This is a genomic window from Bacillus sp. FSL M8-0166 (assembly GCF_038008825.1).
GTDB classification, from domain to species: Bacteria; Bacillota; Bacilli; order Bacillales; family Bacillaceae; genus Bacillus; species Bacillus safensis.
Genome location: NZ_JBBOZZ010000001.1, coordinates 2,291,716 through 2,312,410, shown reverse-complemented (window position 1 = coordinate 2,312,410; position 20,695 = coordinate 2,291,716). Strand labels below are relative to the sequence as shown.

24 protein-coding genes are annotated in these 20,695 nt (G+C 43.5%); 17 read left to right on the top strand and 7 right to left on the bottom strand.

Annotated elements, in window-relative coordinates; all coding sequences use genetic code 11:
- The first annotated feature begins 6 nt into the window (after window positions 1–6).
- From NSS92_RS12180 to NSS92_RS12165, 4 genes are all read left to right on the top strand, one after another.
- Window positions 7–441: a PTS sugar transporter subunit IIA gene (locus tag NSS92_RS12180; RefSeq protein ID WP_046527414.1), complete on the top strand. Its 435-nt coding sequence runs from the start codon at window positions 7–9 to the stop codon at window positions 439–441.
- A gap of 1 nt (window position 442) precedes the next feature.
- Window positions 443–1,564, top strand: a complete 1,122-nt coding sequence (locus NSS92_RS12175; protein WP_340868251.1) for a mannitol-1-phosphate 5-dehydrogenase — start codon at window positions 443–445, stop codon at window positions 1,562–1,564.
- Between the two features lie 99 nt (window positions 1,565–1,663).
- Complete coding sequence (locus NSS92_RS12170) at window positions 1,664–3,412, top strand: methyl-accepting chemotaxis protein (RefSeq protein ID WP_340868249.1); 1,749 nt, start codon at window positions 1,664–1,666, stop codon at window positions 3,410–3,412.
- Between the two features lie 229 nt (window positions 3,413–3,641).
- Entirely contained in the window at window positions 3,642–4,034 is a 393-nt protein-coding gene (locus tag NSS92_RS12165; RefSeq protein WP_267587687.1) for a RidA family protein, read from the top strand.
- Window positions 4,035–4,232: 198 nt separating this feature from the next.
- On the opposite strand, the gene NSS92_RS12160 is transcribed toward NSS92_RS12165, so the two are convergent.
- From NSS92_RS12160 to NSS92_RS12150, 3 genes are read right to left on the bottom strand one after another with little or no spacing between them, the layout of a single operon-like run.
- Entirely contained in the window at window positions 4,233–4,469 is a 237-nt protein-coding gene (locus NSS92_RS12160) for a DUF2651 family protein (RefSeq protein WP_340868245.1), read from the bottom strand.
- 25 nt (window positions 4,470–4,494) lie between these two features.
- The gene (locus NSS92_RS12155) at window positions 4,495–4,788 is read right to left on the bottom strand and encodes a DUF5316 family protein (protein ID WP_267587685.1); all 294 of its coding nucleotides are present in this window, start codon (window positions 4,786–4,788) and stop codon (window positions 4,495–4,497) included.
- 25 nt (window positions 4,789–4,813) lie between these two features.
- Entirely contained in the window at window positions 4,814–5,191 is a 378-nt protein-coding gene (locus tag NSS92_RS12150) for a VOC family protein (RefSeq protein WP_340868243.1), read from the bottom strand.
- 206 nt (window positions 5,192–5,397) lie between these two features.
- Between NSS92_RS12150 and NSS92_RS12145 the strand changes: the two genes are divergently transcribed.
- The 8 genes from NSS92_RS12145 to NSS92_RS12110 all read left to right on the top strand — a co-directional run bounded on the left by NSS92_RS12145 (window position 5,398) and on the right by NSS92_RS12110 (window position 12,032).
- Entirely contained in the window at window positions 5,398–5,616 is a 219-nt protein-coding gene (locus NSS92_RS12145; protein ID WP_340870005.1) for an excalibur calcium-binding domain-containing protein, read from the top strand.
- A 127-nt stretch (window positions 5,617–5,743) separates the two neighbouring features.
- Window positions 5,744–6,499 carry a Cof-type HAD-IIB family hydrolase gene (locus NSS92_RS12140; protein WP_340868241.1) on the top strand — a complete coding sequence of 252 codons (756 nt, stop codon included), beginning with the start codon at window positions 5,744–5,746 and terminating at the stop codon, window positions 6,497–6,499.
- A gap of 183 nt (window positions 6,500–6,682) precedes the next feature.
- Window positions 6,683–7,441 carry a LamB/YcsF family protein gene (locus NSS92_RS12135; RefSeq protein ID WP_041089118.1) on the top strand — a complete coding sequence of 253 codons (759 nt, stop codon included), beginning with the start codon at window positions 6,683–6,685 and terminating at the stop codon, window positions 7,439–7,441.
- 26 nt (window positions 7,442–7,467) lie between these two features.
- Window positions 7,468–8,685 (top strand): NRAMP family divalent metal transporter, encoded by a 1,218-nt coding sequence (locus NSS92_RS12130; RefSeq protein ID WP_267587684.1) that lies wholly within the window; start codon window positions 7,468–7,470, stop codon window positions 8,683–8,685.
- 5 nt (window positions 8,686–8,690) lie between these two features.
- Window positions 8,691–9,482 carry a putative hydro-lyase gene (locus tag NSS92_RS12125; protein ID WP_267587683.1) on the top strand — a complete coding sequence of 264 codons (792 nt, stop codon included), beginning with the start codon at window positions 8,691–8,693 and terminating at the stop codon, window positions 9,480–9,482.
- Window positions 9,483–9,500: 18 nt separating this feature from the next.
- On the top strand, window positions 9,501–10,247 hold the full coding sequence (gene pxpB / locus NSS92_RS12120) for a 5-oxoprolinase subunit PxpB (protein WP_267587682.1): 747 nt from the start codon (window positions 9,501–9,503) through the stop codon (window positions 10,245–10,247).
- A complete protein-coding gene (locus NSS92_RS12115; RefSeq protein WP_324290917.1) occupies window positions 10,244–11,290 on the top strand; it encodes a 5-oxoprolinase subunit C family protein in 1,047 nt (348 codons plus the stop codon). The genes pxpB and NSS92_RS12115 overlap by 4 nt, the downstream gene beginning before the upstream one ends.
- Window positions 11,274–12,032 carry an IclR family transcriptional regulator gene (locus NSS92_RS12110; protein WP_267587681.1) on the top strand — a complete coding sequence of 253 codons (759 nt, stop codon included), beginning with the start codon at window positions 11,274–11,276 and terminating at the stop codon, window positions 12,030–12,032. The genes NSS92_RS12115 and NSS92_RS12110 overlap by 17 nt, the downstream gene beginning before the upstream one ends.
- 48 nt (window positions 12,033–12,080) lie before the next feature.
- Here NSS92_RS12110 and NSS92_RS12105 read toward each other — a convergent pair whose 3' ends face one another.
- Entirely contained in the window at window positions 12,081–12,716 is a 636-nt protein-coding gene (locus NSS92_RS12105) for an FMN-dependent NADH-azoreductase (protein ID WP_034283819.1), read from the bottom strand.
- A gap of 407 nt (window positions 12,717–13,123) precedes the next feature.
- Between NSS92_RS12105 and NSS92_RS12100 the strand changes: the two genes are divergently transcribed.
- The 3 genes from NSS92_RS12100 to NSS92_RS12090 all read left to right on the top strand — a co-directional run bounded on the left by NSS92_RS12100 (window position 13,124) and on the right by NSS92_RS12090 (window position 17,144).
- Window positions 13,124–13,756: a GDSL-type esterase/lipase family protein gene (locus NSS92_RS12100; RefSeq protein ID WP_340868229.1), complete on the top strand. Its 633-nt coding sequence runs from the start codon at window positions 13,124–13,126 to the stop codon at window positions 13,754–13,756.
- An 88-nt stretch (window positions 13,757–13,844) separates the two neighbouring features.
- The gene (locus NSS92_RS12095; protein ID WP_340868227.1) at window positions 13,845–14,927 is read left to right on the top strand and encodes a C45 family peptidase; all 1,083 of its coding nucleotides are present in this window, start codon (window positions 13,845–13,847) and stop codon (window positions 14,925–14,927) included.
- Window positions 14,928–15,056: 129 nt separating this feature from the next.
- Entirely contained in the window at window positions 15,057–17,144 is a 2,088-nt protein-coding gene (locus tag NSS92_RS12090; RefSeq protein WP_340868224.1) for a BglG family transcription antiterminator, read from the top strand.
- A 16-nt stretch (window positions 17,145–17,160) separates the two neighbouring features.
- Here NSS92_RS12090 and NSS92_RS12085 read toward each other — a convergent pair whose 3' ends face one another.
- Window positions 17,161–17,799 carry a class I SAM-dependent methyltransferase gene (locus NSS92_RS12085; protein ID WP_263639930.1) on the bottom strand — a complete coding sequence of 213 codons (639 nt, stop codon included), beginning with the start codon at window positions 17,797–17,799 and terminating at the stop codon, window positions 17,161–17,163.
- Window positions 17,800–17,928: 129 nt separating this feature from the next.
- Between NSS92_RS12085 and NSS92_RS12080 the strand changes: the two genes are divergently transcribed.
- Both NSS92_RS12080 and NSS92_RS12075 read left to right on the top strand, forming a co-directional pair.
- Entirely contained in the window at window positions 17,929–18,798 is an 870-nt protein-coding gene (locus NSS92_RS12080; RefSeq protein ID WP_098677280.1) for an SDR family oxidoreductase, read from the top strand.
- A 294-nt stretch (window positions 18,799–19,092) separates the two neighbouring features.
- Complete coding sequence (locus NSS92_RS12075; protein ID WP_340868219.1) at window positions 19,093–19,515, top strand: pyridoxamine 5'-phosphate oxidase family protein; 423 nt, start codon at window positions 19,093–19,095, stop codon at window positions 19,513–19,515.
- 620 nt (window positions 19,516–20,135) lie between these two features.
- Here the strand turns inward: NSS92_RS12075 and NSS92_RS12070 are convergent.
- Together NSS92_RS12070 and NSS92_RS12065 are read right to left on the bottom strand one after the other, a co-directional pair.
- Window positions 20,136–20,318 (bottom strand): hypothetical protein, encoded by a 183-nt coding sequence (locus NSS92_RS12070; protein ID WP_340868217.1) that lies wholly within the window; start codon window positions 20,316–20,318, stop codon window positions 20,136–20,138.
- A gap of 13 nt (window positions 20,319–20,331) precedes the next feature.
- A complete protein-coding gene (locus NSS92_RS12065; RefSeq protein WP_034283837.1) occupies window positions 20,332–20,550 on the bottom strand; it encodes a hypothetical protein in 219 nt (72 codons plus the stop codon).
- Between the last annotated feature and the right edge of the window lie 145 nt (window positions 20,551–20,695).

Below are 20,695 nucleotides of genomic sequence, written 5' to 3'. Positions count from 1 at the left end.
TCTTTCATGAAACAAGTACTTTCAAAAGACAATATTTTTCTAAACGAACAAGCGGGCTCTAAAGAAGAAGCCATTAAAAAAGCAGGCGAAGTCTTAGTGGCAAACGGTTATGTCACAAGTGATTATGTTGACAAAATGTTTGAAAGAGAAAATATTTCTTCTACATTTATGGGCAACGGAATTGCCATTCCTCATGGAACAGAGGATGCGAAAGCGGCTGTTCTTCATTCAGGAATTTCCATTATCCAAATTCCAGATGGCGTTGAATACGGTGAAGGAAATATGGCCAAAGTCGTATTTGGCATCGCTGGTAAAAACAATGAGCATCTCGATATTCTTTCTCAAATTGCGATTGTCTGTTCAGAAGAAGAAAACGTAGAGCGTATCATTCATGCAAAGGATCAGGATGAACTGATCGCCATCTTTAACGAGGTGAACTAACATGAAGGCACTTCATTTTGGAGCAGGCAATATTGGCAGAGGGTTTATCGGATCTTTGTTAAAAGCATCAGGCTTTGAGCTCGTTTTTACCGACGTAAATGAAGCGGTCATCAACGAGCTGAATGAAAAAGGAGAATACACAGTGGAACTCGCAGCACCAGGGCAGCAGCAAGAAGTAGTCGGTCCTGTGTCAGCCATCAATTCCGCAAAAGATCCAGCTGCATTAACTGAGGCGGTAGCAACAGCTGACCTCATTACAACAGCTGTTGGACCAGCCGTTTTGAACATCATTGCTTCATCGATTGCTGATGGTTTAAAACAGAAAAAGCCTGATCATATCATCAACATTGTGGCGTGTGAAAATATGATTGGCGGCAGCTCTCATTTAAAGGAAGCTGTTTTCTCTCATCTAACAGCTGATGAACAAGAAGCGCTGTCACACACAGTTGGTTTTCCAAACGCTGCGGTGGACCGCATTGTCCCAATTCAGCACCATGAGGACATTTTGAAAGTATCAGTCGAGCCATTTTTCGAGTGGGTCATTGATGAGACAGGCTTTATTGGAGACGTTCCTCAGATCGATGGAGCGACCTTTGTACAAGATTTGACGCCTTATATTGAGCGTAAGCTCTTTACTGTCAACACAGGACATGCACTAGCTGCTTATGTCGGGTACGAGAAAGGCGTTCAAACGATTAAAGAAGCTGTCGATACACCAGAGATTCGTCAAGTGGTCGAAGGTGCACTTCACGAAACGGGCAGTTATTTAATCGACACATATGGCTTTCAAAAAGAAGAACATGATGCGTATATTCAAAAAATCATCAAACGATTTGAAAATGCCTTTATCTCTGATGAAGTCACACGCGTCGCACGTTCCCCGCTTAGAAAGCTTGGAGCAGATGACCGTTTAATCGGTCCAGCGAAAAAGATCAGACAGCCAGAGTATTTAATTAAAGGCATCGTGGCAGCTTTGGCTTACGACTTTACTGGAGACGAAGAAGCTGTTCGTTTGCAGTCATTAAGAAAAGAAAAAGGCATTGAAGGTGTGCTGGAAGAGGTATGTGGACTCTCACCATCAGACGATCTTTATCAAGCCATTCTGAAAGAAACAGCTCGATAATCAGAAAATCCCTTTCCAACGTGCGGAAGGGATTTTTTCTATGACTTTTTTAATACTTTTCCCTGCTTGACGATATATAAAGCAAGGGGGAATTTGTACATGAAAAAGAAAGCGTTTGCGTCAAGAAGTGTCTTTTTTCAATTAATGTCTGCCATTATCGTGATCACGATTTTAACGGGCGGACTAGTTGGAACAACGGGGTATTTGTTAGCGAAACATGTATTAATTGATGCAGGGAAAGCAGATTTAAAGCACATCGTCAGCGGAGCGATGGCCACACTTGAACAGTTGAATGACCGTGTGGAGAAAAAAGAACTGACACTGGAGCAGGCGCAAGAACAAGCCCGGCTTTACTTGAGCGGGCCCAAAAATGACAACGGTAAGGGATACCAATCTCAAAAATCAGATTTTATCTATAAAAATAAAGGTTATCTTATCGCATATGGCACTGACTATTCAACCCAGGTCCATCCGGTCAACGACATCGGCGTCATTCCAGATAACACGACCAATCGTCAAAAAATGGTCACTGGCGCCAATGCAAAAGGCGAGGATGCACACTATGTGACCTATATGGATAAGGATGATGCAACCGGCGAAGAAAAGGAAAAGCTTGCCTATATGAGCCAGTTTACACCGTGGAATTGGAGTGTAGGTATCGCTGTCTTCCAGGACGAATTTTATAAAGAATTAGAGCAGATGAAGCTCTATATTATTCTTATTACAGCAGGTGTCGCCCTTTTGAGTCTAGGCGTCTTTTATTTAGCTGCTCGAGGAAAAGTCAGACTGCTCAAGCAAGTCACTGCTGCTTCAAAGGACATTGCGGCGGGGAATATTGAACGCACAAACTTAAAGGAAACAACGGATGAAATCGGACAGCTGGCAAAAGGTTTTAACCATATGTCAGGAGAGCTCAGAATACTGGTGAGCGGTTTACAGGAAACGAGCAGTCAGCTTGTTGAATCAGCGACAGATTTATCAGCGATATCTGAAGAAACCTCAGCCAGCAGTGAAGAAATTGGACGAGCCATCGGAGACATTTCGACTGGAACACTTCATCAAGCATCTGATCTTGAAGTAGCCAATCAACAAATGACCCAGTTTAATCAATCTATTGAGAATGTCAAAGAACAGAGTGATCAAATTAAACGGATTTCCGACCAATCAAGTCATTCATCACAGCAGGGCCAGCAAATCGTAAAGCAGTTAAAACAATCGAATGAACAATCGATTCAGGCGTCTCAAGGCATTAGAGCAGGAATCGAGCAGTTAAGTACAAAAGTACAGGATATCTCTCAAATCACAGATACGATTGAAAGCATTTCAAATGAGACGAATTTACTGGCACTGAATGCAAGTATTGAGGCAGCACGGGCAGGAGAGCATGGCAAAGGTTTCTCAGTTGTGGCGAGTGAAGTGCGGAATTTAGCTGAGCAGACAAAACAATCAGCCGTTCAAATTCAGCAAATGATCCAAGGCATTAAAGAAGAAACGACAACAACAGCTGGTATCATGTCTAACACAATGGATCGTTTTGCCGAGTTGGATGAAGCGGTGCATGCAACAGAACATGAATTCAATGCCATCTCTACATTGATTTCACAAACCATCGTTGAAACAAACGCTATGGCAAAAGAGCTGAATACACTGCTGGAGCAAAACGACCTCATCACAAAAGCCATGCACGGCGCAGCACATGTTTCTCAAGAAAATGCTGCGGCGATCGAAGAAATCACTGCCTCCACAGACGAACAAGTGACAGCCATCTCTAATGTGGCAAAAGCAGCAGAAAGACTCAATGAGCTTAGCATGCGATTGAATCAGGACATTGCGCGTTATCGTCTATAAATCATTTTGACTATGTATCACTTGTGAGGTACGATGAAGTTAATCAAAACCTTGCTCACGCAAACAAAAGGAGTGTTTCGGTCATGAAAAAGAAGATATTGATGTTCTTACCTTGTGGCTATGGATACTCCACTGCTGTTTTCTTTTAGGATAGATAGAAATTGGTGAAGTCTGTCTACAAAACGAAGAAACTAGCAGCAGAAAAATAAACGTGAGTGAGGGACATAACATGGAAAAAATCATGAGAAAAAACCCAGAAAGTATGCCGAAACCTGTTGGTAACTACAGTCATATCACAAGGGTGCCAAAGGGTGCGGGATTATTTGTTACATCGGGTCAGGTAGGGACAGATATAGATGGGCAGATCCCATCAAGCTTAAACGACCAAGTAACGAATACGTTTGAAAACATCAAAAAAATCCTTGAATCAGAAGGATTGAATGAAGAACATGTGATCAAGGTCAATATATGGGCAACAGAAGAAATCGACTGGGACCATCTATATCCTCAGTGGGATACGATCTTCAAAACAGCTTACCCATCAATGACGGTTGCTTATGTATCAGCATTAGGATGGCCGGAGCTGAAAATTGAAATTGAACTATGGTGTGCGGATATTTGATTTAAAAAAAGAACAGCGATGCTGTTCTTTCAAATTGTTGACAAAGGGCTAAAATGATCTTGATTTTAGCCCTTTGTCTTCTTTTTTTCAGCGTGATAGAAAACCTTTGAAGTCTAGGAAGGACGAGTACCGGAGCGGAGCGAATTTGACATTCGTGAGCACCGGCACGCAGACCTGACACCGAATGCGAGGGTTTGTCTACACGCTGAGCCGCTTTGTGATCCATCCAGCAAGGAACGTAAAAACGGTATAGACAATAACCCAAATGAGAAAGGATACATTCCCGCCAATAGAGGTGAACATGAAGATCATGCTCGCTAACAGCACAATCAAAGTGGGCATCCAAACATTCTTCAAAAAGAGCGCACCCAAAATGCCAATCAGCACAGAGATAATAGGAAAGCCAAATACAATGAATAGCATAAAAACAGCCATATTGCTAACTCCTTTTAACAAGTGTTTACATCAAAACATAAAAGACCGAAGCAGCCATGTGCGGAAGTGCAAAAATGATCACAAGAAAAGCCATATCAAGACGCCACATGCGGTGTTCTTTTGTTTCAGAATGATAGGCTGCTCGTGTCTCTTCTCCACTTGTCCAAGCACCCATTAGCACCCCAGACATCACGACCCCAATAATAGAGATTCCGCCGCTGACAAACCCAATCCATTCAAGGTGCTGCAACATCATAGCGGCGCTGCAAATCACAATCATTGAGCAAACACCGGCGAAAAAGGCATGTTTTTTTCTCATTCTGGTTCACTCCCTTCAAAGACAATCAGGAGACCGCATCACATATTTCAATGAAATGACCATCAGGATCAGACACATAAGCGACCGTTTGACCCCATGGTTTTTTTGCAGGTTCTATGATGATCGGTACCCCTTTTTCTTTCATTGATGCAATCGTTTGATCCACATCATCCACAACAAAGCCAATCTCAAACGTTTGAGACGCTTGATTTGCTTCAGGGACAGGCAATCCCAGTGCCTCTTTGACATCCTGGCGTGAATTAATCGATAACGTCACGTCTCCAGTGTCAAACTCAACATAGGATTCAACCCTCAATTTTATTGGAAAACCAAGTACTTGTTGATAGAAATGAATACTCGCCTCCACATCGTTTACATATAAAATGGTATATTTCATTTTCATGTGAAAAACTCCTCTCTTCATATACGTGTCAAAAACGGAAAGGTTTCCCACTCATTGTACCATATAGGATATAAGGTTTATTTCATTCCAAAAAAATCAAAATATTTAGCTCGATCGTCTTGAAAAACAAAAAGTGGTGACATATGATAAAAATGTAAAAATAGAAAAAATAGGGGGATCTTACATGTTGAAAAAAATCATGGTGGCTGTCACAAGTCGACACCCACACAGCAGATGCAAAAACGGTCAAGTCTTACAAAAACTGCAAAGCGCTGAACAAGGTATATAAAGGCGGCGTAGCAAAAAGCAAAAACACGAAAAACAAAGGCGGAAAAACAAAGTACAAGCCATATGTATCAAAAGCACTTTATCAAAAAAATATGCGGCTTGACCGCGACAAAGACGGCATTGCGTGTGAACGCTAAGCACATGTGAAAAGACCTGTCACAAGGTCTTTTTTCTATGGGATCAAACTCGTCCCTTTGTGCCAGCTTCATCTTTATATTAAAATAAAGATAGTTTCAAAAATCGATACAAAGTGGGGTACTCAATTTGTCAACACAAGCTCATAAGAAAGACATCCGATTGATTGCCATTGATATGGATGGCACGCTGTTAAACAGTGAGCACATCATTCCAGAGGAAAATAAACAAGCCATTAAAGAAGCTGAAGCAAAAGGGGTCCATGTGGTCATTAGCACAGGGCGGACACTGATGACATGCCGAGAGCTGGTTGAGCCGCTCAAGTTATCGTCTTACCTCGTGACAGCAAACGGAAGTGAGATCTGGGATTCAAACTTCCAGTTGATCGAAAGAGATCTGCTGCATCCTGATCACGTCCAAATGATGTGGGATTTAAAAAATAGGTACGAAACCGATTACTGGGCTTCGACTGTGGATAAGGTGTGGAGAGGTGAATTCCCAGAACGAATTCATGACCATGAATGGCTGAAGTTTGGCTTTGATATTCATGATGATGACATTCGTGAGGAAGTACTCAATACATTGAAAACAAATAAGCATCTAGAGATCACAAACTCAAGTCCAACGAATATCGAAGTTAATGCAGCCGGCATTAACAAAGCGGCAGCTCTTGCAAAAGTAGCAGAACGCATTGGCTGTACGATGGACAACGTCATGTCACTTGGCGACAGCCTCAATGATATGGCCATGATTCAAGAAGCCGGATTAGGCATTGCGATGGGAAATGCCCAGGAAGTGGTGAAAGAGGCGGCTGATTGGATTACGGCTCCTAACACAGAACACGGCGTTGCAAAAGCCATCCAACATTGGGTGCTGTCTAAATAGGGTGCACTTCATTACAAGAAAAAGTGAGAGGACTTTGCCTCTCGCTTTTTTTGTTTTCTCCTAGTTCTATTGTTATGTTTTCTTCCAATTTCATGTGCAGTCTATCCAAAGTTGGTATAATCAATATAAATTCGAATATTCGGACTTTACATTCCGTATTTCGGAACAACAAGGAGGGGTTCTATGTATCAAGTGGATATCAACTGTGATTTGGGAGAAAGCTTTGGTCAATACACAATCGGTGCAGACGAACAAATCTTAGAATATGTTACTTCAGCCAACATTGCTTGCGGTTTTCATGCAGGAGATCCAACGGTCATGAGAAAGACGGTCAGAATGGCACTGGGTAAAGGGGTCAAAATTGGTGCACATCCAGGTTTGCAAGATTTGGCCGGCTTTGGCAGACGTCCAATGGCTATCTCCGCAGAGGAAGCCTATGATCTTGTCATCTATCAAATTGGCGCTCTATCAGCCTTTCTCAAGGCAGAGGGAGGCACGATGCAGCATGTCAAACCACACGGCGCCCTCTACAACATGGCAGCTAAAAATACTGAATTATCTGAATCTATTGCGAAGGCTGTGTATGATGTGGACCCAAACCTTGTGTTATTTGGTCTGTCAGGCAGTGAACTTGCGTTAGCAGGTGAACGAATAGGTCTGCAAGTGGCACATGAAGTTTTTTCTGATCGGACGTATCAAACAGACGGGACGCTGACATCCCGCCGCGAACCACATGCACTCATTGAAGAGGATGAACGGGCCGTCCAGCAGGTTGTTCGTATGGTGCGAGAAGGCAAGGTTCGTACAGTTCAAGGAGAAGATATCGAGCTCAAAGCAGATACGGTCTGCATTCACGGAGACGGCAGCCATGCGCTTCAATTTGCGAAAACCATTACAGCGAAGCTAAAAGAAGCCGGTATTCATCTCAAGGCTTTTCAATAAAAATCGTCATCAAAGGGGGAAACAGCATGAAAACAGAGAAAGTCAAACACATGAAGGCACCAAAGGGGAATCGGTCTATGCTGATGGGCGCAGCCTTTTTAATGGCGACGTCTGCGATCGGACCGGGATTTTTAACACAAACAACCGTCTTCACACAGCAGCTTGCGGCTAGCTTTGGTTTTGTCATTTTAATCTCGATTTTATTAGATATTTTTGCACAAACAAATGTATGGCGCATCATTGCCGTGTCAGAAAAACGAGGTCAGGATATAGCTAATATGGTGCTCCCGGGTCTCGGGTATGTGCTGGCCTTTTTGATTGTCATTGGAGGACTTGCCTTTAACATCGGAAATATCGCTGGGGCTGGTCTTGGTTTTCAGGTGATCTTCGGCGTCGATCCGCGAATTGGCGCAGGGATCAGCGCTGTGATTGCCATTCTCATCTTTGTGATCAAAGAGGCTGGGAAAGCGATGGACCGTTTTACGCAAGTAGCAGGCTTTGTGATGATTGGCCTGATGCTGTATGTGGCGATTTCAACAGCACCGCCAGTTGGAGAAGCAGCCGTGAGAACATTTGTCCCAGAGACGATTGATATTTTATCCATTGTGACACTTGTGGGCGGAACGGTAGGCGGCTATATCGTCTTTGCTGGCGGGCATCGCTTGCTGGATGCAGGTATTAAGGGGAAGGAAGCACTGCCGCAAGTGACGAAAAGCTCTATTTTCGGTGTTTTAATTACATCTGTCATGCGTGTAGCACTCTTTCTTGCCACATTAGGAGTTGTCTCAAAAGGCTTGCAGATAGATCCATCCAACCCGCCTGCCTCTGTTTTTCAATTAGCTTCAGGAAATATCGGATATAAAATGTTCGGGATTATTATGTGGGCTGCGGCGATTACATCCGTCATTGGAGCAGCATACACATCTGTTTCCTTCTTTAAAACCTTCTCACCAAAAATTGAGCAAAACCAGCGTGGTATCATCATTGGCTTTATTGCCCTCTCGACCCTTTGTTTTATTACGATCGGAAGACCAGTGAACATCTTGATATTAGTTGGAGCGATCAATGCATTGATTTTGCCGCTCGCCCTTGGCACATTACTCGTTGCGGCCTATAAGAAAGACATTGTCGGCGATTACCGCCATCCATTCTTTTTGACAGTGACTGGTGCATTTGTTGTGGTCATTATGGCGATGATGGGCGGCTATACCATCATTAATGAAATCCCTAAACTATGGAGCTGATTCAGATGAATGTCTATCAAACATATGAGCCATCACAGATGAGAGAATTGATCCGCGAAAAAAAGATCACAGGACCAACGGCTGGCTTTGCAGAAGGGTTTGCTCAAGCCAATTTAATGATTGTCAAAAAGGAACTTGCCTTTGATTTTCTTTTATTTTGTCAGCGGAATCCAGCTGCGTGTCCCTTGCTTGATGTACTGGACCCAGGTGATCCAGTGCCAAGACGGTCGGCGCCTCAAGCGGATATTCGTACGGACTTTCCTAAGTACCGTATTTACCGAAAAGGGATTCTTGAAGAAGAGGTTACAGATATCTCTGCTTATTGGGAGGATGATATGATTGCCTTTCTCATTGGATGCAGTTTTACGTTTGAGCACGCGCTTATGCTGAATGACATTCCTGTCCGCCATATTGAAGACGGTCATAACGTACCCATGTATCAAACGAATATAGCTTGTGAAAAAGCAGGAGTCTTTCATGGCCCGATGGTGGTCAGCATGAGACCCATTCCGGCGCATCAAGTCACAAGAAGTGTTCAAGTGACATCTCGATTTCCATCAGTCCATGGCGGACCGATCCATATAGGGGACCCAGCGGTGATTGGCATTTCCGATGTAGGTCAGCCTGACTTTGGAGAGCCATCTGTGATCAAAGAAGGAGAAGTCCCGGTGTTTTGGGCATGTGGTGTGACGCCGCAAGCCATTGTCATGCATACAAAACCCGACATTGCGATCACTCATGCACCCGGGCATATGTTCATCACAGATCGAAGAGATCAAAAGCTAGGTGTACTGTAGAAAGAGAGGTGTCCTCAAGTGGCTTTTTCAACGATAAAAGATTCTATCACCTACCACCCGCTGGGAGATGCAGCGATCGTCATCCAAGCTGGGGCTGACATACGTGAGGAGATTCATGCACGTGTTGAGCGGCTGTTTGCATGTATTGAACAGCACCCATTTGAAGGATATGTAGAAGCGGTTCAAGCCTTTACAAACGTGACTGTTTTTTACGAGCCTTATACCGTTCATCAATCGGCCCAGCTTCAAACACATGACCTGTCTCCGTATGAATGGGTCAAAGGCTATATTGAACAACTTCTTGAAGACAAATGGCAGGAGGGAGTTCAGGTAAAGCGCCGCATCGTTGACATTCCAGTCTGTTACGGGGGAGCGCTGGGCCCTGATTTAGAAGAGGTTGCCCGTATCAATGATTTAACGCCAGAGGAAGTCGTGCGTATTCACACTGCCGGCACGTATCTTGTCTATATGATTGGATTTGCCCCAGGGTTTCCGTTTTTAGGCGGGCTGTCTGAAAAGATCGCAGCACCACGCAGAGAAACACCAAGAATGTCCATTCCAAAAGGCTCTGTTGGTATTGCAGGAAAGCAGACAGGCGTTTATCCAATTTCTACACCCGGGGGCTGGCAGCTCATTGGACAAACCCCGCTGCCGCTTTTTCGCCCAGACGAGGAAATTCCGAGTTTATTGAAAGCAGGGGACGAGGTCAGATTTGTCCAAATGTCTGAAAAGGAATTTTTCAGCATGAAGGAGGCAGAACGTTGAGTATTCATGTCATCAAGCCAGGGATGTACACAACCATTCAAGATAAAGGGAGGCAAGGCTATCAAAAGTATGGCGTCTTAACGAGCGGCGGCATGGACCCGCTCTCACTTAGAATTGCCAACATTCTCACCGGCAACCAAGAAAACGAAGCCGTGCTGGAAGTGACGTTGATGGGGCCGGGGCCTGTGTTGACATGTGAGAAGGATCAGCTCATTGCAGTCACTGGTGCTGATGTTGAGATTGATATTGACGGAGAGCGGGCACCATTATGGAAGCCGCTCTTTGTACAATCAGGAAGCACGATCACCTTTGGTCTTTGTAAGAGAGGCTGCCGCGTTTATCTTGCTGTGGCAGGTGGATTTGATGTGGAACCAGTCATGCAGAGCAAAAGCACTTATGTCAGAGCGGGAATCGGTGGACTGAAAGGACGACCGCTTGAAAAAGGAGACATTCTGTCCATTGGAGAGCCGTCTATCGTAGCGGATCATTTGTTTGATAGGCTAAAAAATAAAGTGAATCAGGCGGGATATGGCGCACCCGATTGGACAGTGAGTCATGCTCATTTTTTGCCGCTGCGGAAATCGCCAGTGATTCGCGTGCTGGCAGGCAGGCATCTTTCTTTTTTTCAAGAAACATCTCAAACCGCTTTTTTTGAGCAGCCTTATCAGGTCACACCCCAATCAGATCGTATGGGCTGCCGGCTGAAGGGGGAGCCGGTTTATTTAAAAGAAAAGCTGGAATTGATCTCAGAAGCGGTCGCCTTTGGATCTATTCAAATCCCTCCCGATGGCCAGCCGATTATTCTGCTGGCAGATCGGCAGACGACAGGTGGATACCCGCGTATTGGAGAAGTAGCGACTGTTGATTTGCCGCTTATTGCACAAGCAATGCCTGGGGCAAAGCTGTATTTTGAACAAATAGATCATCGGGAGGCAGAGCAGGCGTTATTTAAGCAAGAAGCAGAACTGAGGGAGCTTGCCGCAAGAATCAAGCTGGAAGCATTCTCGTCTAGAAAAGGTGAAGAAGATGCAAAACACAAATAAAACGGTTGTGAAATCAATGGAGATTTTGCGGCTGTTTATCGCTCACGATCAATTAACATTAAATGAAATGATTGAGCTTTCCGGTATGCCGAAAACATCTGTCCATCGCATGGCGAGCTCTTTAGCTGATATGGGGCTGTTAGAAAAGCAAGAAACAGGTGTTTATCGATTAGGCTTAATGTTTCTTGAATACGGTCAGCTTGTGGCGGACCGCCTTGATATTCGGAAGATTGCAAGACCATTTATGGAAAGCTTACGGGATGAAGTAGGAGAAGCTGTACAGCTCATTGTTCGTGAGGGCGACGAAGCCATTTATGTGGAAAAGATTGAAGGTACGCAGCCTGTTCGTCTCTACACCGCCGTTGGCAGACGGTCTCCCCTATATGCAGGTGCCTGTGCGAGAAGTATTCTTTCCTTTTTGCCAGAGAACGAAAGACTTGCCTATATTGACTCAATTGAGCTGGGGAAGATCGGAATTGGGACCATCACAGATAAAGAGGTTCTAAGAAACATGCTGGAAGAATCAAATGCGCGGGGATATACGCTAAGCTATTCTGAGCTTGAAAACTATACAGCTGCGATTGGAGCCCCTATTTTCAATCATCTGGGGGAAGTAGCAGCAGGTATTAGCATCGCAGGATTTGAAGCAGGCTATCAAAAAGAACGCCTGCCTTACTTAATTAAACAGGTGAAAAAAGCCGCCAGTGATATTTCGAGAGAATTAGGCTTTTCTTTCGAATAAATAAAAAGCCAATGACCGTAAAGATCATTGGCTTTTTGCGTGCAGTTATTAGAAAGTTTTTCCTAAAGCTTTCGCACGTTCGATTGCATCTGCTTTAATTTGCTCTGCTTTCGCAGGCTCAGCATTGTGGCCTTCAACGATAAGACCTTCGAAAGAAGGAATTCCGAAGAAGCTAGCGATTGTACCAAGGTAACGGTGACCTGCTTCAAGTTCAGCAGCAGGACCTTCAGAGTAGTATCCGCCACGTGCTTGGATGTGAAGAGCTTTTTTGTCTGTTAGTAATCCAACAGGACCTTGCTCAGTGTATTTGAATGTTTTACCAGCTACAGCAACAGAGTCGATGTATGCTTTAAGAACTGGTGGGAATGAGAAGTTCCAAAGTGGTGAAACAAATACATATTTGTCAGCAGAAACGAATTGATCACTTAATTCGTTTAGGCGAGCAACTTTCGCTTGCTCTTCAGCTGAAAGTGTATCGAAGCCAGCACCAGATTGCAGCTTGCCCCAGCCAGCGAATACATCTGCATCAATGTGAGGAATGTTTTCTTTGTACAAATCGATATGTACAACCTCGTCACTTGGATTTGCTTCCTTATAAGATTCGATAAATGCCTTAGCAGTAGCCATACTGTAAGAAACTGTTTCATCATGCGGATGTGCAGTGATGTATAAAACTTTTGCCATGTTCATTCAATCCTTTCTGTTTCAGTGATTTTTTTTAGTGTATCCCAAAGATACACTGAATATGTGGCATCTTTAATCATATTGGAATGCTATGAAAAAGATGTAACAAGCACAGTTACATGAAAACTGATATTTTCATTGTAATCACAATGTAGTTTGAAGTCAAGGTATAAAGTCTCGAAATCAAGATAAAAAGTTTGTAAATTTTTCTGGAACGCGTAAACACGCAGTTTTCAGCGCAAAAAGCCTACTCTTATTGAACAAAAAATCGTTCGATATCGCAAGTAAAGAGTTTGTAAAGGCGCTGCATCTCAAAAAAAGATGGATGCCCCTAAGTCATCTGCTACAAGCATCTGTTCTCCGAATTCGTATATATAAGAGAAGGCAGGAGAGAGTGAGGGATAAGAGTGGGACGATCCTATGTTGCGATTGGAGATTCCTTAACAGTTGGGGTGGGGGCACGTTTATTTGGCGGTGGATTTGTTCAGCGGTTTTGGTGGATGCTTGAAAAAAAGACGCATGCACCAGTCGAGCTGTCCGTATTTGCAAAATCAGGGTTAACGACCGAGCAGATTTTACAGCTCTTCAAACGGTCAGAGGTGAGACGTTCGATTGCGTCAGCTGACATCATCACCATCACAGGCTGTGGGATTGACCTTGTTCAAGCTGTTCAGCAGTATGAAGAAAGTGAAGATGAAAAGAAACTGCTGCAAGCGGTCATGCATTGCCAGGCGAATTTTAGCAAGATGATTCAAGAAATCGCTCAGATCAAAAGAGGGCAGCATCAGCCCTACTACGTGTATTTCATGAATTTATATAATCCATTTCCGCAAATACCAATAGCCGGGCGGTGGCTTCAGCAATATAATCAACAACTTCGTTTGCTTGCTGCGAATCCGCATGTAGAAGTTGTGGATGTGTATCGAGCGTTTGAAGGAAATGAAAGAGCCTATTTATCGATTGATCAATTTCATCCGAATCCTAAGGGGTATGAAGCAATGGCAGAAGCATTGTTTCAACAATACTGTAAACAGCTGTAATCCGTGGGATTGCAGTTTTTTTCATCCTTTTCATTAAATGAAGGTTTCGATATGATAAAAGAAACGAAGGCGAAAGAGGTGTGCAGGCATGGAGGAGATCAGTGCATATTTTCAAGAGATGACTGGAACGGCTTATGAAGTGGGAAAACAGCAGGCTGCCTGGCTTAAGGAGAATCCATTGTTACAGACACAATATATTCGCATAGAACCGGCAAGTAAGGAGGCTGTGAAGGAAACGAAGCAGCTGATGCGTCCTTATCTTCCTCAGTTAGATGAAGAGATTGCTGGATTTTGTGATGAATTGCAATTAGATGAGCGTTATTTGACCTTTTTCTATTCATCTCACCTTCAGCCGGGCTGTTCCCACTGCGTGAGGCAGGGGAATATGGCGGCAGGTCAACAAACGGTCATGCTGCGTAACTATGATTTCTCCCCGATTTTTGATGATATGCGTCTTGTGACGACACATGTAAAAGGCTCGGCATATCATACAGGCTCGTCACTGCTCTTGTTTGGCAGATCTGATGGGATGAATGAGTATGGTCTTGCTGTGACTTTCTCTGCTTGCGGTCCGCCAGTTGGTAATGAACCCGGTTTAAAGCCTCCAGCAGTCGCCGGTCTGCAGGTGTATCATGTGATTCGCTCTGTTCTGGAATCCTGTCAAACGGTCGAGGAAGCCATTCGCTCTATCGAGGAAATGCCCGTTGCCTCAAATGTTCATATCATGCTTGCCGATCGAAAAGGAGAGGCGGCTGTGATTGAAATTATTGATGGTCAAAAAAGGGTGAGAAGACCGGAGACAGGTTATATTGCCGCAACGAATCATCCGGTTGCTGATCAAACAGCAAAAGGGATGACCAAACATCATTCTGTTGTCAGATACGATATGTTAATGGAAGCTTTAAAAGAACAACGCTCAAGTGATTCTCTTGTGAAACTGTTCCAGACAGAATATCCTGATGGTCTGGCTGTGCACAATTATGAGGAGCTGTTTGGAACGATGCGAACCGTCATGTTCCGCCCGGAAGAAGGCACAATCGATTATTGCTTTGGCTCTCCAGTATACAATCCAGCTTATTCTTTAAAAGCCGGAGGTTCACTGCCTTTTCAAAAACAAAAGGTTCAATTTCATCAAAAGGATTATGGACCTTCATTTTGGAGAAGTGTCTGATGATCCCTTGTTTATATTTTGTCACAGCCGCTGTGCCAAATTCAGATCAACTTAAGATTGCATCGCTCATTGAAAGCGTTTTATATTAAGGTGTGACAATAGACCTATTTATACAGAAGGAGGCATTTCATGTACATAACGGCACGAGAACAGAAAGTCATTAAATACATCATTCAGCAAAATCGTTATGTCACCATTCGTGAGATAGCCGATTCTGTTCAGGTAAGTACTAGAACGATCCATAGAGAACTAAAATCCATTAAACCAATAATGAAAGATTATCATCTTTCATTAGATAAACAGCCAGGGAAAGGCTTGAAGGCAGTCGGCGAACAGGAGGATAAACAGCGGCTTCTTGCTCATATGTCAAATGAGGATCAAATTGAATATAGCTCGGATGAACGAAAGCTCTTAATCCTATGTGCGCTGCTTGAAGCGAAGGAACCGGTGAAATTATACACACTCGCAGCTGACTTGCAGGTAACAAATGCGACGATCAGCTATGATTTAGATGAACTGACGGAGTGGATTGCTCCATACGGTTTGCAGCTTATCCGTAAGCGCGGGTACGGCATTGAATTAAAAGGGCCGGAGGAAGCAAAACGGAAAATTGTCGGCAATCTCATTGTCGACCGGCTCGACATTCAATTGTTTTTAGAAACGATTGAAATGAATATCAAACATCGGACGAAAGCGACGGAAAAGGTGTTTGGCGTTGTCAGCAGAGGACAGCTGCTTAAGGTAGAAAGACTGCTCTTTCATTTGAAAGATCGACTGTCACTCTCCTTATCGGATAGTGCTTATATTGCACTTGTTGTTCATTTAACCTATGCCATCGAACGTATTCAGCTTGGGGAAACCATTCGAATGGAAGAGGAAGAGCTGCTGGAATTAAAGCGGACGAAGGAATTTGAATCATCACTTCGAATGGCAAGAGCGCTTGAACGCATGTTTAATGTGGAGATTCCTGAAGCGGAGGTCGGATATATGACCATCCACCTTCGCAGCGCAAATCGCAGCTTTCAGACTGAATACCGTATTGATGAAATTGAGCTGGATATAGCGCTGAGAACGAAAAAGCTCATTGATTTTATTTCAAATAAAACCGGCTATCATCTCAATGAAAATGATTCATTGTATGAGGGGCTCGTGTCTCATCTCGAACCTGCCATGAACCGTCTAAAGGAAAAAATGAGAATCTATAATCCGCTCACACAACAAATTAAAAAAGACTACTTTTTGCTGTTTATGGCGATTGAAGAAGGAGTCGAGCGTTTCTTTCCAGAGATTGAATTTCCAGAGGATGAAATTGCCTTTATTGTGCTTCACTTTGGGTCAGTGCTTGAAATCAAAAAAGAAGAAACAAAAATTCATGCGCTGGTTGTTTGCTCAAGCGGGATTGGTTCCTCGAAAATGCTCGCCTCCCGGTTGAAAAAAGAATTGCCGGAGATCGCCAAGTTCGATCTATCCTCCTTGATGGAGCTAAAGGAAATCGATGCATCGAGCTATGACATGATTGTCTCGACCGTTCCGATCCCATATGAGCATATCGATTACATTATGGTCAGCCCGCTTTTAAACGAGGATGATGCCATGCGTGTGAAGGCTCATATTAAACGGAAGATTCCTTATATCATCGAGAAAAAAAGAACAAAAGAACCTCCCGAAGAATTGGTGCAAGAAACCGTTGATATGATGGCGGTTGCAGAGCAGGTGACGAATTATATGTTTGTGATTCGCAGCATCCTGTCCCATTTTACCATCGAAAAAAGAAAGACGATGCCGCAGCATGATGAAACCATCAGTCAGCTGCTTCGTCAGCTTGAAGAGGAAGGGTTTATCATACATGCGGATGATGTGGCGGGCGGCCTTCTGGAACGTGAACAGCAAGGCGGATTAGGCATACCTGGTACCGAATTTGCTCTTTATCATTTAAAGCATGCATTCATCAAGGAACCGATCTTTCATATTTATGATCTTGATCAGGCATACGAGGTTAAAAGCATGGATGGCGGGCAGCAGCAGATGTCACGAATGCTCATGATGCTGGCGCCGCAAGAGCTTGGCAAGGAAGGGTCAGAAATGTTTAGTCTGATCAGTTCATCCATCATTGAAAGTGAAGAAAGCATGGCGCTTTATGGACAAGGAACAAAGGAAGACATTGAACAGAAATTACATCAGCTTTTCTATCAATTTGTCAAAGAGGCAAAGTGGTAAGAAAAAGGCCGAGAGCTTATTCGCTTCTCGGCTTTTTTGCTGTGACACAGACAGCAAGGGTAGGACGAATTTCTTCATACTCAATAGAAAATTGGTCAAACCCTGCAAACTGTATGTCATTTAATATATTTTCACCCATCTCTTTTGTCCGCTTGGCGTCAGCTCCTTTTTCTCTTGGCTGCATCACAATAACGAGAGTACCGCCTGGTTTCAAGGTGTGATAAAGATTGAGTAAGCCCGTCTTTGGATCATCCCAAATCGTAAAATTGTTAACAGACAGCACTTTGTCATATTGCTCTCCGGGAAGGCGTGTTTTCTCAATTTTTCCGACATACAGCCGGACCTGTTTGTCTTTTGCTCGTTTGCTGACGCGGGACTGTGCTTGCTCCTGCATGGTGGAAGAAGCATCCAGCCCATCAATGTGAAGGTCTTGATAATGCTTGAGCATATGTTTGATACTGTAGCCGGGTCCATAGCCAATTTCCAAAATGTTTTCACCATCTGTCAAATCTAAGTGGCGAATGGCCCACTGATTCAATGCTTTGTTTTCATTTGCCATAATGAATCCAGCGATGCTTCCGAGCCAGCCTTTTGGTCTGCTAAAGGTTTTCGAAATAGTAGACAGCATGTGAGAACGCTCCTTTTTGATGATCATGTAACCGATTTTTCTCCTCTTTAAACATGCTGATTTTCGGGAACACATCTGTACAGCTTTATGATGTTTGAGTGAAAAAATGAGGTGGTAATGAAAGGATACATCAACAAATCAAGGAGGAGCTTACACATGGATTTACGTAAATATTTAACAAATGGCATTCCGCGCCAAACGCAGGATCAGCAGCCAGGCAGTGAAAGAGAAATGAATCCAGCACCGATCTTTGAGGATGAATCATATCAAGGTTCTGGCAAGCTAAAAGGAAAAGTGGCACTGATTACAGGCGGAGATAGTGGAATCGGACGGGCGGTATCTGTTGCCTATGCAAAAGAAGGTGCACATGTCGCCATTGTGTATTTAAATGAACATGAGGATGCAGAGGATACGCAAAAACGTGTAGAACAGGAAGGCGTCAAATGCTTAACGATTGCAGGAGATGTCGGTGACGAAGCCTTCTGCGAGAAAGCAGTAGAAAAAACAGTTGAAGCCTTTGGTCAATTAGACATTTTAGTGAATAATGCGGCTGAACAGCATCCGCAAGAACGTATTCAAGATATTTCTAGTGAACAGCTTCACCAAACCTTCAGAACCAACTTCTATTCCTATTTCTATTTTACGAAAAAGGCACTGGATTATTTAAAACCGGGAAGCTCAATCATTAATACAACATCCATTAACCCATATCGGGGTAACCCAGTGCTGATTGATTATACGGCGACAAAAGGAGCCATTAACGGCTTTACGCGTTCTATGGCACAATCGCTTGTGAAAGATGGGATTCGAGTGAACGGTGTAGCGCCAGGTCCAATTTGGACGCCGCTCATTCCATCTACATTTGATGAAGACAGTGTGGAAAGTTTCGGGGCAGAAACCCCAATGGGAAGACCAGGACAGCCTGTAGAGCATGTCGGCTGCTTTGTACTGCTGGCTTCTGACGAATCGTCTTATATGACAGGACAGACACTTCATGTCAATGGCGGTTCCTTTATGAATACATGATTTACCGCGGCACCGCCCAGCTTTAATTGGGCGGTGTTTTTAGTATTTCTTGCGATTTTTCTGCACAGATATGACAGACCATACGATAATGCCCACAACAACTGCCGCAATGACAAGTGAACTCAAATGGAACATCGTTTCATGATGCATGTTCAACTTCTCCCTTCATTGAACCTGTTTCCTATAGCATCAGCCAGAAGGTCTCTTTTTATGAAAAACACATTTCTTAGTTTAATGAATGGGCTGTCGTGGAAACCTACGAATACGGATGAAATTTTGAAGGAGTGAAACGATATGTCTCAAGGAGAATTAAAACAAAAGGTATTAAACCTGTTAGACGAACAAAAGGTCGGAACACTCGCGACTGTTGAACAGGATAAGCCGCATACCCGCTATATGACTTTTTTCCATGAAGGGCTGACGTTATATACACCAACGAGTAAAGAAACACATAAAGCAGATGAAATTGAAAAAAACCCGAATGTTCATATTCTCATTGGATATTCAGGCGAAGGATTCGGTGATACTTATGCAGAAATTGCAGGCACCGCAGCATTAACCGATGATTCGGATCTGATCGACCGTCTTTGGTCTGAGGAGATGGAGAAATGGTTTGAAGGAAAAGATGACCCGAACCTAGTGATACTGAAGATTGACCCAACCTCCATCCGTTATATGAATGAAGGAAGCCGTACACCAGCAGAATTATCACTTTAACACTTGCGTAAGGTGGGGGGATGTGTTATAGTTTTATATTAAGTGTTGAAATAAGCAAATAAATAAAGAAAGTAAACTTTTCTTTTTTCTATGACATAATGAGAAGCAATAGAGCTTCTACTTGATAAGAACGAGACGCTGTCAAAGCGAACAAACTTATTCTTTTCCTTCTGCCACCGCCCCCCTATAAGAGCGGAAGAATGGAAAAAAGACGTTTTGATTTACAATTCACACTGGCACGGCTTCGGAGCCGTAAGGACGAATGAGAGGTAGGGCTTTCGTTGTCTTGTTATCCAGAACTTCCATGGCGTTTACTTTCAAACGTAGGTTCACTCGGAACACATATGACACACTGATATGATCGAATCTTAATTCATACACTCCGTAACGGAGATTAAACATTGATTATTTATTTGCATGAAAAGAGTAAGGAACAGGCTGCCATCTATTTGGCAGCCTTTTTCATTGGGTCAAACAATAGGACCCCGAAACCAATGAGCCCGAGAATAGGGAAAACAAAGATCGAAACCAAACGCATAGCGTCCGCTCCAAAAGGGTTCAGGCACTAGCAGCAGAACGATGAATACACATGACAGAAGTGAATAAGGCAAACTTCATGATCACTCACTTCTTCCTTTCTTCTGATACCGCCAAATCCGCTCAATAAAAAAGAACATGACCGCAAACAAAATAGAAAACATGAACATGTCCAGCAGTGTCACGCCTCTATTTGGGTGTACGAGACCAAACCAAACGAATTGCAGAACAAAAGAGATCACAAAATAAAGAATGGATTTTTTCATTATTGTCCTCTTTTCACTTATTTTTTTGTCCCTTAAGCCACATCAGCCAAATGATGAAGGAACCAATCACACATGAGAGCAAAGTGACAGGCGGCAAGGTGTGCCAGCTAGTCAGCCCCTTTACAAAACACATATAAAAAAAGAAAATGGAAATGGATACGAGTACCCATTGCTTGAACCAGCGAGGGACACGCAGCCAAGCCGCTAGAATGATTGATGATAGCTTATCCAATGAGATAACTCCTTTTTTGAATCTGATTGGATTTTATCGTAAACAACAAAGTTTGTAAAATATGGATTTCAGAGGCTTTGATGGTATTCTTCTAGCATGAAACATTTTCGCTGTACTGACGTATAAGTGAAAGGAACCTCATGAA

Coding starts and splice junctions, on each gene's coding strand:
- NSS92_RS12150 (WP_340868243.1), bottom strand. CDS start 5,191: ATGAAAATGAAATATACCATTTTATATGTAAACGATGTGGAGGCGAGT.
- NSS92_RS12165 (WP_267587687.1), top strand. CDS start 3,642: ATGGAAAAAATCATGAGAAAAAACCCAGAAAGTATGCCGAAACCTGTT.
- NSS92_RS12160 (WP_340868245.1), bottom strand. CDS start 4,469: ATGGCTGTTTTTATGCTATTCATTGTATTTGGCTTTCCTATTATCTCT.
- NSS92_RS12085 (WP_263639930.1), bottom strand. CDS start 17,799: ATGATCATCAAAAAGGAGCGTTCTCACATGCTGTCTACTATTTCGAAA.
- NSS92_RS12110 (WP_267587681.1), top strand. CDS start 11,274: ATGCAAAACACAAATAAAACGGTTGTGAAATCAATGGAGATTTTGCGG.
- NSS92_RS12070 (WP_340868217.1), bottom strand. CDS start 20,318: ATGAAAAAATCCATTCTTTATTTTGTGATCTCTTTTGTTCTGCAATTC.
- NSS92_RS12175 (WP_340868251.1), top strand. CDS start 443: ATGAAGGCACTTCATTTTGGAGCAGGCAATATTGGCAGAGGGTTTATC.
- NSS92_RS12170 (WP_340868249.1), top strand. CDS start 1,664: ATGAAAAAGAAAGCGTTTGCGTCAAGAAGTGTCTTTTTTCAATTAATG.
- NSS92_RS12130 (WP_267587684.1), top strand. CDS start 7,468: ATGAAAACAGAGAAAGTCAAACACATGAAGGCACCAAAGGGGAATCGG.
- NSS92_RS12135 (WP_041089118.1), top strand. CDS start 6,683: ATGTATCAAGTGGATATCAACTGTGATTTGGGAGAAAGCTTTGGTCAA.
- NSS92_RS12095 (WP_340868227.1), top strand. CDS start 13,845: ATGGAGGAGATCAGTGCATATTTTCAAGAGATGACTGGAACGGCTTAT.
- NSS92_RS12075 (WP_340868219.1), top strand. CDS start 19,093: ATGTCTCAAGGAGAATTAAAACAAAAGGTATTAAACCTGTTAGACGAA.
- NSS92_RS12125 (WP_267587683.1), top strand. CDS start 8,691: ATGAATGTCTATCAAACATATGAGCCATCACAGATGAGAGAATTGATC.
- NSS92_RS12105 (WP_034283819.1), bottom strand. CDS start 12,716: ATGGCAAAAGTTTTATACATCACTGCACATCCGCATGATGAAACAGTT.
- NSS92_RS12180 (WP_046527414.1), top strand. CDS start 7: ATGAAACAAGTACTTTCAAAAGACAATATTTTTCTAAACGAACAAGCG.
- NSS92_RS12090 (WP_340868224.1), top strand. CDS start 15,057: ATGTACATAACGGCACGAGAACAGAAAGTCATTAAATACATCATTCAG.
- NSS92_RS12080 (WP_098677280.1), top strand. CDS start 17,929: ATGGATTTACGTAAATATTTAACAAATGGCATTCCGCGCCAAACGCAG.
- NSS92_RS12155 (WP_267587685.1), bottom strand. CDS start 4,788: ATGAGAAAAAAACATGCCTTTTTCGCCGGTGTTTGCTCAATGATTGTG.